17 protein-coding genes are annotated in these 15,222 nt (G+C 60.0%); 5 read left to right on the plus strand and 12 right to left on the minus strand.

Annotated features, from left to right (window positions below; all coding sequences use genetic code 11):
- The first annotated feature begins 251 nt into the window (after positions 1 to 251).
- Positions 252 to 1,109: an SDR family oxidoreductase gene (locus TX23_RS22670; RefSeq protein WP_057704111.1), complete on the plus strand. Its 858-nt coding sequence runs from the start codon at positions 252 to 254 to the stop codon at positions 1,107 to 1,109.
- Positions 1,110 to 1,810: 701 nt separating this feature from the next.
- Here TX23_RS22670 and TX23_RS22675 read toward each other — a convergent pair.
- From TX23_RS22675 to TX23_RS22690, 4 genes are all read right to left on the minus strand, one after another.
- Complete coding sequence (locus TX23_RS22675; protein ID WP_057704112.1) at positions 1,811 to 2,050, minus strand: hypothetical protein; 240 nt, start codon at positions 2,048 to 2,050, stop codon at positions 1,811 to 1,813.
- Complete coding sequence (locus TX23_RS22680) at positions 2,047 to 2,304, minus strand: DUF6555 family protein (RefSeq protein ID WP_005787382.1); 258 nt, start codon at positions 2,302 to 2,304, stop codon at positions 2,047 to 2,049. Before TX23_RS22680 ends, TX23_RS22675 begins: the two co-directional genes overlap by 4 nt.
- 99 nt (positions 2,305 to 2,403) lie before the next feature.
- Complete coding sequence (locus tag TX23_RS22685) at positions 2,404 to 2,685, minus strand: hypothetical protein (protein ID WP_057704113.1); 282 nt, start codon at positions 2,683 to 2,685, stop codon at positions 2,404 to 2,406.
- A gap of 98 nt (positions 2,686 to 2,783) precedes the next feature.
- The gene (locus TX23_RS22690) at positions 2,784 to 3,548 is read right to left on the minus strand and encodes an OBAP family protein (protein WP_057704114.1); all 765 of its coding nucleotides are present in this window, start codon (positions 3,546 to 3,548) and stop codon (positions 2,784 to 2,786) included.
- A gap of 133 nt (positions 3,549 to 3,681) precedes the next feature.
- Here TX23_RS22690 and TX23_RS22695 point away from each other — a divergent pair, with 133 nt between their 5' ends.
- Together TX23_RS22695 and TX23_RS22700 are read left to right on the plus strand one after the other, a co-directional pair.
- Positions 3,682 to 3,924, plus strand: coding sequence for a zinc-binding metallopeptidase family protein (locus TX23_RS22695; protein ID WP_057704115.1), 243 nt, complete (start codon positions 3,682 to 3,684; stop codon positions 3,922 to 3,924).
- Positions 3,925 to 3,950: 26 nt separating this feature from the next.
- Positions 3,951 to 4,451, plus strand: coding sequence for a CinA family protein (locus TX23_RS22700; protein WP_057704116.1), 501 nt, complete (start codon positions 3,951 to 3,953; stop codon positions 4,449 to 4,451).
- Between the two features lie 7 nt (positions 4,452 to 4,458).
- Here TX23_RS22700 and TX23_RS22705 read toward each other — a convergent pair whose 3' ends face one another.
- Together TX23_RS22705 and TX23_RS22710 are read right to left on the minus strand one after the other, a co-directional pair.
- Positions 4,459 to 4,737, minus strand: coding sequence for a hypothetical protein (locus TX23_RS22705; protein WP_057704117.1), 279 nt, complete (start codon positions 4,735 to 4,737; stop codon positions 4,459 to 4,461).
- A 23-nt stretch (positions 4,738 to 4,760) separates the two neighbouring features.
- Complete coding sequence (locus TX23_RS22710) at positions 4,761 to 5,015, minus strand: hypothetical protein (protein ID WP_057704165.1); 255 nt, start codon at positions 5,013 to 5,015, stop codon at positions 4,761 to 4,763.
- 186 nt (positions 5,016 to 5,201) lie between these two features.
- Between TX23_RS22710 and TX23_RS28220 the strand changes: the two genes are divergently transcribed.
- Complete coding sequence (locus tag TX23_RS28220) at positions 5,202 to 5,351, plus strand: hypothetical protein (RefSeq protein ID WP_167346951.1); 150 nt, start codon at positions 5,202 to 5,204, stop codon at positions 5,349 to 5,351.
- 18 nt (positions 5,352 to 5,369) lie between these two features.
- On the opposite strand, the gene TX23_RS22715 is transcribed toward TX23_RS28220, so the two are convergent.
- The 6 genes from TX23_RS22715 to TX23_RS22740 form a co-directional block, all read right to left on the minus strand.
- Positions 5,370 to 7,235 carry a D-arabinono-1,4-lactone oxidase gene (locus TX23_RS22715; RefSeq protein ID WP_057704118.1) on the minus strand — a complete coding sequence of 622 codons (1,866 nt, stop codon included), beginning with the start codon at positions 7,233 to 7,235 and terminating at the stop codon, positions 5,370 to 5,372.
- Between the two features lie 126 nt (positions 7,236 to 7,361).
- Positions 7,362 to 7,688, minus strand: coding sequence for a hypothetical protein (locus TX23_RS22720; RefSeq protein WP_057704119.1), 327 nt, complete (start codon positions 7,686 to 7,688; stop codon positions 7,362 to 7,364).
- Positions 7,689 to 8,152: 464 nt separating this feature from the next.
- Entirely contained in the window at positions 8,153 to 9,493 is a 1,341-nt protein-coding gene (locus TX23_RS22725; protein ID WP_057704120.1) for a c-type cytochrome, read from the minus strand.
- A gap of 16 nt (positions 9,494 to 9,509) precedes the next feature.
- Positions 9,510 to 11,744 (minus strand): xanthine dehydrogenase family protein molybdopterin-binding subunit, encoded by a 2,235-nt coding sequence (locus tag TX23_RS22730; RefSeq protein WP_057704121.1) that lies wholly within the window; start codon positions 11,742 to 11,744, stop codon positions 9,510 to 9,512.
- Positions 11,744 to 12,202: a (2Fe-2S)-binding protein gene (locus tag TX23_RS22735; protein ID WP_032876571.1), complete on the minus strand. Its 459-nt coding sequence runs from the start codon at positions 12,200 to 12,202 to the stop codon at positions 11,744 to 11,746. The genes TX23_RS22730 and TX23_RS22735 overlap by 1 nt, the downstream gene beginning before the upstream one ends.
- Positions 12,203 to 12,483: 281 nt before the next feature.
- Positions 12,484 to 13,425, minus strand: coding sequence for a LysR family transcriptional regulator (locus tag TX23_RS22740; RefSeq protein WP_057704122.1), 942 nt, complete (start codon positions 13,423 to 13,425; stop codon positions 12,484 to 12,486).
- A gap of 109 nt (positions 13,426 to 13,534) precedes the next feature.
- Here TX23_RS22740 and TX23_RS22745 point away from each other — a divergent pair, with 109 nt between their 5' ends.
- Positions 13,535 to 15,034, plus strand: a complete 1,500-nt coding sequence (locus TX23_RS22745) for a CoA-acylating methylmalonate-semialdehyde dehydrogenase (RefSeq protein WP_057704123.1) — start codon at positions 13,535 to 13,537, stop codon at positions 15,032 to 15,034.
- Positions 15,035 to 15,222 lie beyond the last annotated feature (188 nt).

Here is a 15,222-nt window from a genome sequence, read left to right on the forward strand (position 1 = left end):
GAGTCCCTAGCGCATAGGGATAGCACATTTTTATTACGCAACGGTAGGCGCGAGCTTGCTCGGGAAAAACTCTCAGGCGCCGTGTTCATTCAGAAAGTACGCGTCTGCGTTGACGATTTTCGCGAGCAAGCTCGCTTCTACAACAAAAAGGGAAATCTGTCGGCAACGGTTATCCGATTTTATGAAAATTTCTCTGAACTATCGCGCTCGGCACGCCCTCGCAACAGTATCCATACACAGGAGGGAATCCGATGAACCACTACCCAAAACCACCCTTCAATCCCCAGCAGCAGCCCGTTCCGGGCGACCAGCGCAAGATGGACCCAATGCCTGATTGCGGTGAGCAAAGCTACAAAGGCTCGGGCCGTCTGGCCAACAAGATTGCATTGATCACCGGTGCCGACAGCGGTATCGGCCGCGCGGTGGCGATTGCCTTTGCCCGCGAAGGGGCGGACGTCGCGGTGTCGTATCTGGACGAGCATGAGGACGCCAAGGAGACCGCTCGCTGGGTCGAAGCGGCAGGGCGCCAGTGCCTGTTGCTGCCCGGCGACCTGGGCGACGCGGCGCAGTGCACGGCGATCGTCAATGACACCGTCGAGAAGTTCGGCCGTATCGATGTGCTGGTCAATAACGCTGCGTTCCAGATGACCTATAAGTCTCTGGAGGACATTCCCGACGAGGATTGGGTGAAAACCTTCAACGTCAATATCACGGCGATATTCCGCATCTGCAAGGCAGCGTTGCCGCATATGGCGCAAGGCAGTTCGATCATCAACACCTCGTCGGTCAATTCCGATATGCCCAACCCGACCCTGTTGCCCTATGCGGCCACCAAGGGTGCCATTGCCAACTTCACCGCCGGCCTTGCGCAGATGCTGGGCGAGCGTGGAATTCGGGTGAACAGCGTAGCGCCGGGGCCGATCTGGACGCCGTTGATCGTGTCCACCATGCCCGAGGAGTCGGTGAAGCATTTCGGTGGCAACACGCCACTGGGCCGCCCAGGCCAGCCGGTGGAAGTGGCGCCCATCTATGTATTGCTGGCGTCGGATGAAGGCAGTTACATCTCTGGCGAGCGCTATGGCGTGACGGGGGGCAAGCCGATTCTTTGAATCGGCACATCCCCCTGATTCAAGCAGCGTTAAAATGTGAAAGGGGGCTTGCCCCCGATAGCGATGGGTATCTACACAACTTTTGTAGCCACTGCCGACGCTAACCACGATGCGAAGCGAGCCGCTCTTGATCTTGCTCTTGATCTGCTTTTGATCTGAGGCGCCCCGTTAAACCACGCTGGCCGGAATTCGACAGGGATTTGGGGGGTAAACCGGCAGGGATGCCGGTTTAGCCGCCCCGCGCCATGGATGGCGCGTGGCGGCGGCCCCCCAAATCCATGGCGGATTACGGGCACACCGAGCCTAAGCGAGGTGCCGAGTGGTGGGGCAAGAGCCCTTTGGTTACTTTGGGCTGGGCCGGCATTCCGGCTCTTTTCCAAAGTGACCCGCTGTAAAAGCGGAACCAATAGCAGCCGTGACTCAAATAACGGATATGTACTCGGTCAAAGTCCAGCATCCTGGTCGGCTCTTAGGCCGCCATCGGGGGCAAGCCCCCTCCCACAGGTCCGGCGTCACACCAAAGGTGTGTAGACACCCATGCCCCCGATAGCGACAAACCAGTCCACGCTTTGTTGACTGACACGCCCCGGACGGGGCGTGTCTTTTTTGTAGGAGCGAGCTTGCTCGCGAAAGACTCACGAGCGCCACGTCCCTTCAGGTTTACGCATTATCGTTAACGTTTTTCGCGAGCAAGCTCGCTCCTACGTTCTCATCGCACGCCGTATACGCATCCACTCTCGATAAGCCGCAGTCCGCTGCGCATCCGCACGCTTCTTCGCCTCCGTGAAGCGCGCCCAGGTCGTTGCATCGCCGCTGTAGTGTTCGATGATGTTATACGCCTGCGCATCCAGTCGATCCGCTTCGAAAAACATCTGGGTGTTCTGCGCAATCTCCTCATCCCACGTTTGCCTGGTTGTGTAATCCAGCACCTGACTGTTCATTGTGTAACGCCCTCCGCCCACTGAATTTCTTCTGCCCCGCACCAGCGCACATCGGTAATGCCGTATTTTTCCGCCATCGGCTTGGACACGCGCTTGAGGTTGTTTTGACCGAACCTGGGGATGACCGCCACGCCGGCATCGCAACTGGCCCAGTGCCATGCTTCGGCATTGTTCATGCGTGCCGTACGCACGATAAAGGACCTCGGCTCGCCGTGAAGTTGATACTTGATGGTAAATAGCTCGTTGGTTTTCATGAGGCCTCCCTATGCTCATGAACTACAGATATTTGGCGTCAAAAAAAATTCAAAGAACTTGTCGGACAATTCGATGGGGGGCGGGCGGCGGTATGGCAGTCAGTCATCCACGGTAAACGTTACCCACCCGGCTCCGTCAGCGGGCCGCTCTATTTCGGCGATTACACCGCTGACGGAGGTGCCGTCCGGCATGTTCACCGTGACAAAGTTGGGATTGCCGGGCCACTGCAGGGGAGTGTCAAAGTCCAGGCGGACCAGGGTTGGTTTGCCGCTACTCGTCAGATTTACGTCAACGTGTTCGTTAAGGCGTTCATCCGCCTGGGTTCCCAAGTGGCGCGAAGCCGTGATGATGCTGGCGGGGCCTTGATAGTCGTAAGACATCTTGCAATACCTCATGCAAAGGGCGGCGGATGCGCCCGGGTTCTTGTGTGGCAAGCGCGGGTCAGTGATTGTTCAATCCAAATGACCCGGCGGCGCCGTCAGTGCGTGTGGGGCGTTGCGGTGGGGTCGTCGATCTGGATGATCGTGCCCTGGCGCCAGGCATCTGCACCGGGTGCGACTGCCGGTGGGGCTATATCGGCGCGTGAGCGCTTTTTCTCGGTGCTGTCGATGCCCAGGCGCTGATCGCGCTCGGCAACCATCTTCGGATCGGCGTGGCCGTCAGCGGTAAAGCCCATCATCAGTTGAGGCACACCCAATGGCAGGCGTTTGTGCAGGTCGGTATGCCAGGTGTGCCAGGTCTTGCCGTAGGTGTGCACCAGTTTTTCCATCAGCGCGTGCTCGGCCACCGCGGGAATGCCGGGCGCGACCAGCTGGCCGGATTTCACCTCATGCACATGGCTGTGCCACAAGGCCTTCTCCGGGGCCGGCAGGCTGTTGAACAACTGCTCGCTGATGATGTACTCCACGCCCATCAACTTGGCGTCCTTGCGGTTGCCGTCGTAAATCACGCACTGGATCACCTCCTCGTTAAGGATGGCGCAGTAGTGGTGCGCTTCCATCTGCACGTCGGGGTGGCCGTTGTAGAAGTGAAAGCCGTCCAGATAGGCATTCAGCGCGTCGATGGGCGGGCGCGACTGCAGCAGCGCGGCACCGGTATCGAGTGCTCGCGTGCCTGGCGATTTGGCGTCACCCGGCGCCACCACGTTGGAGGCTGAGTCATTGCCCGCGCAAGCCGTCAGCGAGGCGACGCAAATGGCCAGGCACAGCGATGGGAGCGCAGGTTGCAGGCGGTGGATGTTCATTGGGGATTCCCTCCATGGGCAGTTGTAGAGAACATCTAGAAAGCCTGTCGAGGAGGGTGTTCAACCGGATATGGGGGAGGCGGCGCGCAAGATTATGGAACAACCCTTCAGCGTGCCGGGTCATTTTTTATAAGTGTTCAACAACGCCCAAGTCACTGGCCTCGCGGCGGCTGCGCAACGCTGTGGTTATGCGCCTCAATACGCGCTACTGGTGGATTTCGCGTCGGACGCCAATGCCGTCATGAGCAACGGCACTTCGCCTTGTGCGGGTTGCCTGGCGATCCCGACGGAGAACACCCATGGTTATGAACTGGTGGTCGACGGTGCGATTCAAGCCTGCGCGCTGACCCTTGCCGACTACCTTGCAACGTTGTGAGCGCCCTGTGCAGGAGGATAGAACCCATGTCCATCGCCGCCTCCACCATCGACTATCTGAAAACCCGCGAGCTTACGCTTACCAGCGCCGAGTCGTGTACGGCAGGCAAGATCATCACGCTGCTGTCTGAAATCGAGGGCGGTGGGGCATGTATCGAGAGCGGCTATGTCGTCTACTCACCGCAAGCCAAACAACGCTTATTGGGCGTGCGTGCGTACACGATTGAAACCTTCAACCTCACCAGTTGCGAGGTGGCCCGCGAAATGGCCGAAGGTGCCTTGCGAGACAGCTCGGCGCACATCGCAGTCGCCACCACCGGCTTGCTGGGGCCTGACGACAAGGACGGTATTCCGGCCGGGACCGTTTGTTTTGCCTGGGCGTATCGAGCCGGGAAGGCGTTGAGTGTATTCAGTCGCAAAGAGCGTTTCATGGGCACCCGGGAGCAGGTGCAGCTGTATGCGGCGCTGCATGCGTTGAAATGGCTGCCGCATTTTCACCAGCGGGCCTTGGCGGGGGAGCGGGGTTAGCGGGCCGCTAGCCCTGCAGTTCGATATTCAACAGCAGCTCACTGGCGTCGTTCTTACTGGCGTCAACAACAATGCCATGATAAGTGCAGCTTTCGCCTTTGATCGAAACCGTGTGGGCCTTCAATAATTGCTCCGGCCACGGCGCCAGGATTTGCAGCGAAACGCTCGCACCCGCTTGTACAACCTTTGCCATGCACTCGCAAGAAAGGGGGTTCACGCCGAGGAGCGTGTCTTGCAGGTAGTCGATTTTGACGCGTTGAAAGGGGTTAACAGCATCATCGTGCATGGCAAGCCTCGTTGTGTTTTGCATTACTCCACGGAGGAGAGGCGGGATGATTGTCGCGAAACCACCATGTCTTCGAGGATTTCCCGAACGAGCCGATTGATCCCTGACTCGCCGTGATAAAGAGCACGGTTGATGTTGGCAATGGTGAACTGATTGGCATCGGGCGCGAGCACCGTCACCGACAGGCTGTTATCCGGATTGATCGTGCAGGAGACACGGCAGTTGCGCAGCCGCCTCGCAAGCGCGCGCTGGATTTGCGCTTTGGTCAACGTGTCCATGGGGTCACCGGATAGCAGGCTTGAACGGATCAAGGTTAGCTCAAATAGGTTGTACGTAAATGCTAGCGAGTTGATGGCAAACCACTCGTCAGGGGCTCCATCTATTTGTTGAACCCTGATCACCTGCGTCAGCCATATTGGGTATGGCTGACGCTTGCCTTATCTATCCGTTATAGGTGAAACCTCATGAAGAAGCTCTATATGTGCCTGGGCCTTTGCAGTGCGTTCATGCTCCACGGCTGTTTCGACAGTTCCAATAACACCACCAAAGACAACACCAGCGGCAGCAAGTCCTCGGTGCAGATGCAGGAAGGCAAGGCCGACCAAAGCAAGTAAAAGAGCGCTTGAGGTTGTTCAGTCTCCCAGCAGCGTGGCGACAAAAGTGTTGTAAAAAACTCCCTTTGGGTCGCATACCTTGCGAAAGGCGTTGAAGGCGTCGGTTCTCTGGCTTCGGTGCCGTGCAAGGTTCTTCAAAAAGGCCGGGTTGAAGGGGGCGGAGGACGTTTGCGAGGGTTGAGTGGGGTCATAGAAGGCGAACATTTTGCCGGTATGGGGCATCCCTCCCAGGTCAACCCAGGCTCTTTCGATAGCTGCAAAAAAATCCAGCAGGCGACCCGGGTAATCAGATGCCGGGGTAGCAGGCACGTACCCGATAAGGTCGAGGTTTACGAAAGTGGCATTGGGGGTTTGCGTGTATGTCCCGGCCAATGCCGTATCGCCGCCCCGCACAAAGCGGAACTCCAGCGGGGCAACGACCAGGAAGTCGCTGGAGCCCTTGATACGTGTTCTCACCGCATCAAGCCCTTGCCAGGCTTTACTCAGGCCACTGTCATCCAGCGCCGGTAGCTCGATAAAGTACGACATGAAAATGACGCGTGAAGCTTTGGTCAGCCACAAGTCGGAGTAGACCGCCGCGGCTTCATCGAAGAGCGTTTCGATGGTGAGGAACCCTGCATCAATGATCGCGCTCGCGGTTGTGGTGTTGCCGCCATACTGAGCAGCGATGAGGGGAGGCTCGACGATGGGTTCAAACGGTATCAGGTAGGGCGCCCCGAACACGTTTTCTCCCGCGAGGGCACACGCATTCGGTACGTTTTTCTTCAGGTTTGGAACCTGCGTCGCAGGCGATGCAACCACGTCCCACCACAACACCAGGAAGTTGTCGGTGTAGGGATTGAGAAAGGACTCAACGCGGTCATGCTCTGTGAGCAGCGCTTTGAACCGGGCGATGAATGCTTGCTCGTTGTCACAGACAATATTCTTTTCCTTGCCTGAGTTCAATGTCGTGGCCCATGGGCGTGGCAATACCTCAAGGGTGACGGAGGTGACGATTCCCAATGCACCCAGAGACACGCGCGCGAACTGCAAGGGCGACCATCCGCTGACTGCAGGCGTTTGCGCATCAATGATACGCACCTGACCGTCCGGCCCCATAAGGGTGAACGCCGAGGCGGTTTCCGCAAAGATCGGTGCGTTGATCGTGGCCCCATGGACATCGACGGCTGTCATCCCGCCGAGGCTGAAGAAGCCGCCGGCGGTGGCGGTCTGTAGCATCATGTCATGGGCGGTGAGGAAGGCATCCAGCTCATCTTCGCGCACGCCGGTGTTCACGGTGATCGTATTTTCGGTGGCGTTGAGCACCATTGACTGATCTCCATGGAGCCCCAAGTCTGCATAACAGGACAGGTCGATAAGCCAGCGGCGGGGGTTTGGGACGCTGCGATTGTCTTCGGCAACCAGGGCCGGCTGTGCATGCCGTTGGCCCGATACGCGCACCGTCGCGCCCGCCGCGTCGGCCTGGCGAATGATGTCTTGAAGCTCGGCGAGATGAGTGGGGGAGAAGTAGCCTTGACCATCGATTTCCAGGGTATCGACGATGTTCTGGGCCCAGTTTTTCCACGGTAGCGGCTGAACCTTGAAGTTCAGGGTCGTGCCCGTTACTTCATAGGCGGCCAGCCTGCCGTTATTGGCTGTTTGGACTAACGGCTCTCCCCGATTTTGGATGCCGGCGACGGCGGACACATAAGGAGCGACGCCGATTGCATCCGCCGGAATGCCTAGTGATGCCAGTGAAGGGCTGACTTTGTATAAACCATTTTCGAAGTTGCCACTGTTCCAATCGCAGGTATGCCATTGGCCTGTCGAATCCAGCCACTGAATCGAAAAGTTCATGACGAAAATGCCGTTGTTAAGGCAACCAATGCGCTCGACTTGTTTCATGTTGGTTTCCTGTTACGTGGTTTTTAATATGAGATGGGTGGGGTGTTAAAAAGGAACGCCGGCGCCAACTTCTAACGGCAAGTCACGAAAAGTTGGTTCCGGGTATCCAACGGAAAAGAACGTAGGTTATTCGATCAAGTTAATTGCGAACCCAATGATAGTTGTTCCTACTGCATCATAGGTCGCGATCTGGCCATTGGCTGCATACCCCACAAACGGCGTACCTTGGCCGGATGACCCCGCCAGTGCATGCCCATATACCGTGACGGCCAGCGCGTCGGGCGGTACGCCGATGGTTTCCAGGTTTGGTGTGGTCCGAGATTGCGCCACCGGGTAGTCGCCGCTGTTCCAAGTGGACGTGTACCATTTGCCGTCGCTCTTGAGCCATTGGACCTTGAAGTTAAATACGTAACCGCCCTTATTGTTGACGGTGATTTTTTGAACTTGTCTCATGGTTATCTCCTGCTGTTGCAGTTAGGTGGAATGAGTACACGTCAGCCCTGTCTCTTCGCGACAGGTTTTTATTACTTGAGATGATTGCACTGCTGAGAGGCGATAGTGAACCCAGAAATCAAACGGGTCGCCTCGCGCCCCGTTTACTGACTGCTGTCAAGTGAGTGAGCGGTTTGTCGCACACTGACCTACATCACTTATTAGATGGGATATCTTGTTTGTAACTGCCAACACAAGGTTGGAGGGCATCAGGATGATGTTGGACGGGGTTAGCCTCCTTGGCTGCTGGGTTGAGTCCTTTCTGACACTGAGGTGAGGTTAGTCGCGGTGCGGATGACCTGCCAGGTTCAGTGGAAAACTATTTAGCTATAAGCTCAATATCGGAAATACCCGTCGCGGAGCCTGTTCTCTGCGGTATGCAACGCCCCGGCCCGCCAATGGTCCGAAGCGTTGCACTTTTTACCTCAGCGCATATGCAGGATGATCGGGCTGCTGCTCGCCGGATCGGTATGCCCGCGCAACTTGCCCACCGCCTTCACATCGACGGCGCCGCCGTTGTTGCCCCACGTACTGCGCACGTAGCTCAGCACGTCGGCGATTTCCTGATCGGACAACTGCTCACGAAACGCCGGCATCCGGTACGCGTCCGGCATCCCGGCGGCTACAACGCGCTGTGAGCCGTTGAGGGTGATGTTGATCGCCGAGGCGCTTTCCTTGGCCAGCGCCGACGTAGCGCCGGCCAGGGGCGGCATCCATTCGGGCTGGCCTTTGCCGTCGAGCCCGTGGCACGAGGCGCAGCGGGTCGCGTAAGTGTACGCGCCGGGGGCATCCTGGCTCGCCGTCACCGCCTGATACTGCCAGGGGCTGCCGTCGCGCTGTGGGTCGCCGGGCAGGGATTTGAGATAGCGGGCGATAGCGGCCAGGTCATCGTCCTGCATGAACTGCGTGGAGTTGTTGAAGGCTTCGGTCATCGAGCCGTAGACCACGGCATGGGCATTACGCCCGGTCTTGAGGAACTGCACGATCTGCGCTTCGGTCCAGCGGCCCAGGCCGGTGTTGGGATCCTGGCGCAGGCTGGGGGCGTACCAGCCATCGAGCAGTGCACCGGCGAGGAATGGCGCGCCCGATTCGTCCAGGGCTTTCTCGTTGAAGGCCAGGCCACGCGGGGTATGGCAACTGCCGCAGTGGCCGGGGCCCTGGACGATATAGGCGCCACGGTTCCACAGCGCGTCCTGGTCGGGCTTGGCGGCGTAAGTGGCGGTGGGCGCAAACAGGCCATTCCACAGGGCGATAGGCCAGCGCAGGTTGAGCGGCCAGGGAATATCGCTGGGGATGTTCGGCTGGTTGGCCGGTTGCACGCCCTTCATGAAGAACGCATACAGCGCCTTCACATCGTCGTCGCTGAGTTTTACGTAAGACGGGTAGGGCATGGCCGGGTACAGCCGACGGCCGCCCGGTGCAACGCCCTGGCGCACAGCGCGATCGAAGTCGGCCAGGCTGTAGGTGCCTATGCCATGCTCGCGGTCGGGGGTGATGTTGGTGGCGTGGATCGCCCCCAATGGCGTGGCCATTTCCAGGCCACCGGCGAAGGGCTGCTTGCCGGCCAGGCTGTGGCAAGCCACGCAGTCACTTACCCGCGCGACGTATTCGCCGCGACTGACCAAAGCCGGGTCGAAACTGGTGGCCTGTTGCTGTTCAAACGGCGAGGCGGGCTCGCGGGTCACGTACCAGGCCAGCAGGCCTGCGGCGACCAGGCAGGGCAGCGCCAGCCAGCCTGCGGTTCTTGCGAATCGGCGGTTGTTCATGGGCGTTCCCTGTGGGTTAACTGAAGGTGTGACGGCTCAAGGGCAAGCTGCGGATGCGCTGGCCGGTCAACTGTGCCACCGCATTGACCACCGCCGGTGCCACGGCAGGCAATGGCGGTTCACCGATGCCACCCATCTTTTCGCCGCTCTCAATGATCTTCACGTGGACCTGCGCCATCCGCGAGGGCGGCAGGATCGGATACAGATCGTAGTTACGCGCCCGTGGCATACCGTTCACGTACACCGCTTCCTCCAGCAACGTTTGCGACAGCCCCAGGGCTACCGCGCCACTGACCTGGGCTTGAATGATCGCCGGGTTGACGATGCTGCCCGGGTCGATGGCCTCCCAGATATGGTGGACCTTGACCTGGCCGTTCTCGATCGACACTTCGGCGACGACCGCCGCGTGCGAGCCAAAGGGCGAAGCCATGGCCACCCCGCGTGCGCGGCGCGTGCCGTCCTCTGCGGTGTAGGGGCCACGCTTCCAGCCACCGGACAGCTCGCCCACCGCTTGCAGCAAGGTGGTCAGCCGCGGGTTGTCGCGCAGCAGGTGCAGGCGCAACTCATACGGGTCGTGGCCACCTTTGTCCGCCAGCTCATCCAGAAATGACTCGTAGAAGAAGTCATTGAGGGAATTACCCACCGAACGCCAGTAGCCGAGCATCGGCGCGCCCTTGACGTAAATCTGCGCGATGCGCTTGTTGGGGATCGCATAACTCTTGCCCGACAAACCTTCGAGGGCGGTAGGGTCGATCTGCTCACCCTGTTTACCACTGAGGGCTTCGGTCGGGCCTTCGGTGGCACTGACCGCTTCGATAGCCACCGGCAGGCCCTTGTCATCCAGCGCAGCGCGGAACTTGACCACGGCGAGCGGGCGCAGCACATCGCGCAGGAACTCTTCCTCACGGCTCCAGATCAGCTTGATCGGGCGGCCAACTGCCTTGGCCAGCGCGATGGCCTGCGGATACGGGTTGGCCGAGTCGTACAGAAAATGCCGCCCAAAAAAGCCCCCCAGCAGCGGGGAGTGCAGGGTGATCTGCTCGTTACTCAGGCCGGTGCGCTTGGCAATATCGGCACGGAACATATCCGGCGCCTGGTTGGGCAGCCACACCTCAAGCGTGCCGTCGGGGTTAAAGCGCGCCAGGGCTGAAGGCGGCTCCAGTTGGGCATGGTTGAGGTATTGGTTATGGTAAGTGGCCTCGACTCGGGTCTTGGCGCCGGCCAGTGTGCCGGCGACATCGCCCTGGTTTTCGTCGTCGCGTGCCGGGCCTTGCTGGGTAGCGAGGAAGTCGCGGTATTTGTCGCTGGAGAAATCCGCCGGCATCGCCCGTACGGTCGAGTTGGCAGAGGCTTCCTGCCATTGCACCTGGATCGCTTCCACCGCCCGCTTGGCGTGCCACCAGCGTTCGGCAACCACGGCCACGGCGCCTGGCAAGGTGTGAACCGAATGCACGCCCGGCATGGCCTCGACCTGGGCCTGGTTACGCAGGCTGCCCACGTTCATGCCCAGGCGCGGTGCGTGCTGGACGGCGGCGTGGAGCATGTTGTCGACTTTAAGGTCGATGGTGTAAAGCGCCTTGCCGGTGGACTTGTCATAAGCGTCCAGGCGTTTAACCGGCTTGCCGATCCAACGGAACTGGCTCGGATCGCGCAGGGTGATGGTGGCAGGGTCGGGCACCGGCATGTCGAGGGCACGACCGGCCAGCTCGCCGTAACCCACGGAGCGGCCTGATGCGGCGTGTACCACGCGGCCAGGCTGGGTGGTCAACTCGCTGAGCGGTACGCGCAGTTGCTCGGCGCCGGCTTGCATCAGCATGGCGCGGGCGAGGGCGCCCAGGCGGCGCATGGTCGGGTAACTCATGCGCACCGACATGCTGCCGCCGGTGATACGCAGGCCGTTTTCCATCACCACGTAAGCTTCGCCCGGCGGGGCGGCTTCGACGATAAAGGTGGCAGGGTCGGCATCCAGCTCTTCGCCGATAATTTGTGCCATGGCGGTGTGGGTGCCCTGGCCGCCTTCCATGAACGGGCTGAGCAGACGCACGCTGCCGTCCGGACGAATCTCCAGGAACGCCGGTACCTGGGTGCCGCGTTCAGCGGCGCCGGTAGCGGCTTGCACCCGTGACGTGCCCAGGGGCAAGCCAAAGCCGATCACCAGTGCACCCACGGCGGTACTGGCAAGAAAACGCCGACGCGACAGGTTGATCGGCGCTTCAAATTTAACGTCGGGCAGGATCTCGGACATCTTCATCAGGCAGTCTCCTTCCCGGCGGCCAGGCCATCCATGGCGGCATGGATGGCGTTGTAAGTGCCGCAGCGGCACAGGTTGACCATTGCCGCATCGATCTGCGCTTTGGAGGGAGCAGGGGTGTGCTTGAGCAGCGCGGTAGCCGCCATCACCTGCCCGGACTGGCAGTACCCGCACTGCGCCACTTGGTGCTCGACCCAGGCCGAGACGACGCGCTTGCCTACCTCATCGGCCTCGATGGCTTCGATGGTGGTGATCTCGCGGCCGACCACGCCGGCCACCGGCGTCACGCACGAGCGCACCACATTGCCGTCCACCAGCACCGAACAGGCGCCGCACTGGGCCAGGCCGCAGCCGTACTTGGTGCCGGTCAGGCCCAGGTTGTCGCGGATCACCCACAACAACGGCGTGTCCGCCTCGGCCTCGACTTGATAGGCCTTTTGGTTAATACGTAATTCCATGGCTGGCTCACCTGCTGATCATCGGTTGGTGCTGCAAAATTCTTATAGGAGTGGTGCGACTGCACGTCGCCCATCGTCGAACTCTAGACCACCGCGCAACAGCTATCTATGCAATCGCCTTCAAGTTCAGAGGATCAGGCAAGAATTCAACAGGATTGGGTCACTGTCCTCTGTAGGAGCGAGCTTGCTCGCGAAAAACGTCAACGATAACGCGTGTTTCCTGAATAAACGCGGCGCCTATGGGTTTTTCGCGAGCAAGCTCGCTCCTACAAGAGCCTTCATCAGCCGCCAGTGAACTGAAACCCGCTCGACAGTTTTTCCTTCAAATACCCCACCAGCGCTGTCACCGATTTGGGCACATGAGGCGAATAGGGCCGAATCAGATAAATTTCATCGGCAAACGCACCCTTGAGCGTCCAGCCCTTCAACACCTGCACCAGCTTGCCGCTGGCCAGGGCGGCATGGGCGCTGAAGTCCGGCAGCAGGGCGATGCCCAGGTGGTTGAGCGCCGCGTCGCGCAAGGCTTCGCTGTTGTTAGTGGAAAAGCTGCCGGCGATGGGCACGGTGATGCGCTCGATGTTTTTGCTGCCACGCTCGAAGGTCCAGGCCGGTTGGTCGCTGCCCCGTGGGTAGTAAAGGCAGTTGTGGGCGCCCAGGTCTGCCGGAGTTCGCGGTTCGCCGTGGTGTTGCAGGTAGTCCCGGGTGGCCACCAGTACCGAGGTGGTGTCGCACAGCTTCCACGCCACGTGTGTTTCCGGCACCTGGAAGCCGTGGCGCACCGCGAGGTCGTAACCTTCGGCCGCCAGCGAACTCAAGGCATCGGACACGTCGAGTTGGACGCGCACTTGCGGGTACTGCTGCAAAAAACCGGAAAGGTGCGGCACCAATTGTTGCCGGGCAAACGCCACCGGGGCAGTCAGGCGCACCAGGCCGCGAATTTCGCCCACCGAGTCGCGCACCGACGAGAAGCTGCGGGCGATCTGCGCATAGGCGCTGCGCACTTCACGGGTCAATGACACCCCGGCTTCGGTCAACCGCACGCTGCGGGTGGTGCGGGTCACCAGACGCGTACCGGTGGCTTTTTCCAGATCGGAGATGCGCTGGCTGACCGCCGATTTGCTCACCCCCAACCGTGCAGCGGCGGCGGTGTAGGTGCCTTGTTCTTCCAGCACCGACAACCAGTGAATGTGGGTCCACAGCCCTTCGATTTCGGCCTTTTCCATGAATGTATTGTTCGCATATAAGGACAATAAGTTCTGGATTCTGCTCTGGTTTGGAACAAACCGAAAGCCTATCGTGTGTCCCAACGCTACTCACCTGGGACCCATTGCCATGACCACGACTATCGAGCACTACATCAACGACCAGCGCGTGAGCCGCGATGATCGCTATCAGGACGTCTACAACCCGGCCACCGGCGAAGTGACCGCACGTGTGGCCCTGGCCAGCCGCCAGACCGTAGGCGAAGCCGTCGCCGCCGCCCAGGCCGCATTCGCCGGCTGGGCCGACACCCCGCCGATCCGCCGCGCCCGTGTGCTGTTCGAGTACCTGCACCTGCTGCGTGAGCGCAAGGACGACCTGGCGCGCATCATTGTTGCCGAGCACGGCAAGGTCTTCACCGACGCCCAGGGCGAAGTTGACCGTGGCATCGATATTCTCGAATTTGCCTGCGGCATTCCCAACCTGCTCAAGGGCGAGCACTCCGACCAGGTCTCCCGGGGCATGGACAACTGGACGATGCGCCAGCCGCTGGGCGTGGTGGCCGGTGTGACGCCGTTCAACTTCCCGGTGATGGTGCCGATGTGGATGTACCCGATCGCCATCGCGGCGGGCAACACCTTCATCCTCAAGCCAAGCCCCACCGACCCGAGCGCCGCGTTGTTCATGGCCGAATTGCTGCGTGAAGCGGGCTTGCCCAAAGGCGTGTTCAACGTGGTGCAGGGCGACAAGGAATCGGTGGATGCGCTGATCGAACACCCGGATGTTAAAGCCGTGAGTTTTGTCGGTTCCACGCCGATTGCCCAGTACATCTATGAGAGCGGCGCCCGCAACGGCAAGCGTGTACAAGGCCTGGGCGGGGCGAAAAACCATATGGTGGTGATGCCTGACGCTGATATCGAGCGTACCGTCGACGCACTGATGGGCGCGGCTTATGGCAGTGCCGGCGAACGCTGCATGGCCATTTCGGTGGCGGTGCTGGTGGGGGACGTGGGGGATAAAGTCATAGCGGCCTTGAGTGAGCGCGCCAAGACCCTGCGCATTACCGATGGCCGCGACTTGAAAGCCGAGATGGGCCCTATCGTGTCGCGGGCCGCGCTGGAGCGCATCAGCGGCTATATCGAGCAAGGCGTGCAGGCTGGCGCAAAATTGCTGCTCGATGGCCGTGACTACGTGCCCACCGAACCGGGCCTGGAAAACGGCTTCTGGCTCGGCGCGACCTTGTTCGACCATGTGACCCAAGACATGAGCATCTACCGCGAAGAAATCTTCGGTCCGGTGCTGGCCTGCGTACGTGTGAATGATTTTGCCGAGGCCGTGAAGCTGGTCAACGACCATGAGTTCGGCAACGGCGTCAGCTGCTTCACCCGCGACGGCAACATCGCCCGCGAATTTGCGCGGCGCATCGAAGTGGGCATGGTTGGCATCAACGTGCCGATTCCGGTGCCGATGGCCTGGCATGGTTTTGGCGGCTGGAAGAAAAGCCTGTTTGGCGACATGCATGCCTACGGAACCGAGGGAGTGCGTTTTTACACCAAGCAGAAGTCGATCATGCAGCGTTGGTCGGAGAGCATTGAACAGGGTGCGGAGTTTGCGATGCCAGTCTCCAAGTAAGGTCTTACAAGTACTGCAAGTCCAAGTGTGGGAGGGGGCTTGCTCCCGATAGCAGAGTGTCAGTCACTGTCTTTGTGCCTGAAACACCGTTATCGGGAGCAAGCCCCCTCCCACATTTCGTACGTGTTTGTTCTGAATTGACGAGATGATCTTAAAAGTCCAGTATGGAATTATAAGTACAAAACAGT

Source organism: Pseudomonas paralactis, from assembly GCF_001439735.1.
Classification (GTDB): Bacteria; Pseudomonadota; Gammaproteobacteria; order Pseudomonadales; family Pseudomonadaceae; genus Aquipseudomonas; species Aquipseudomonas paralactis.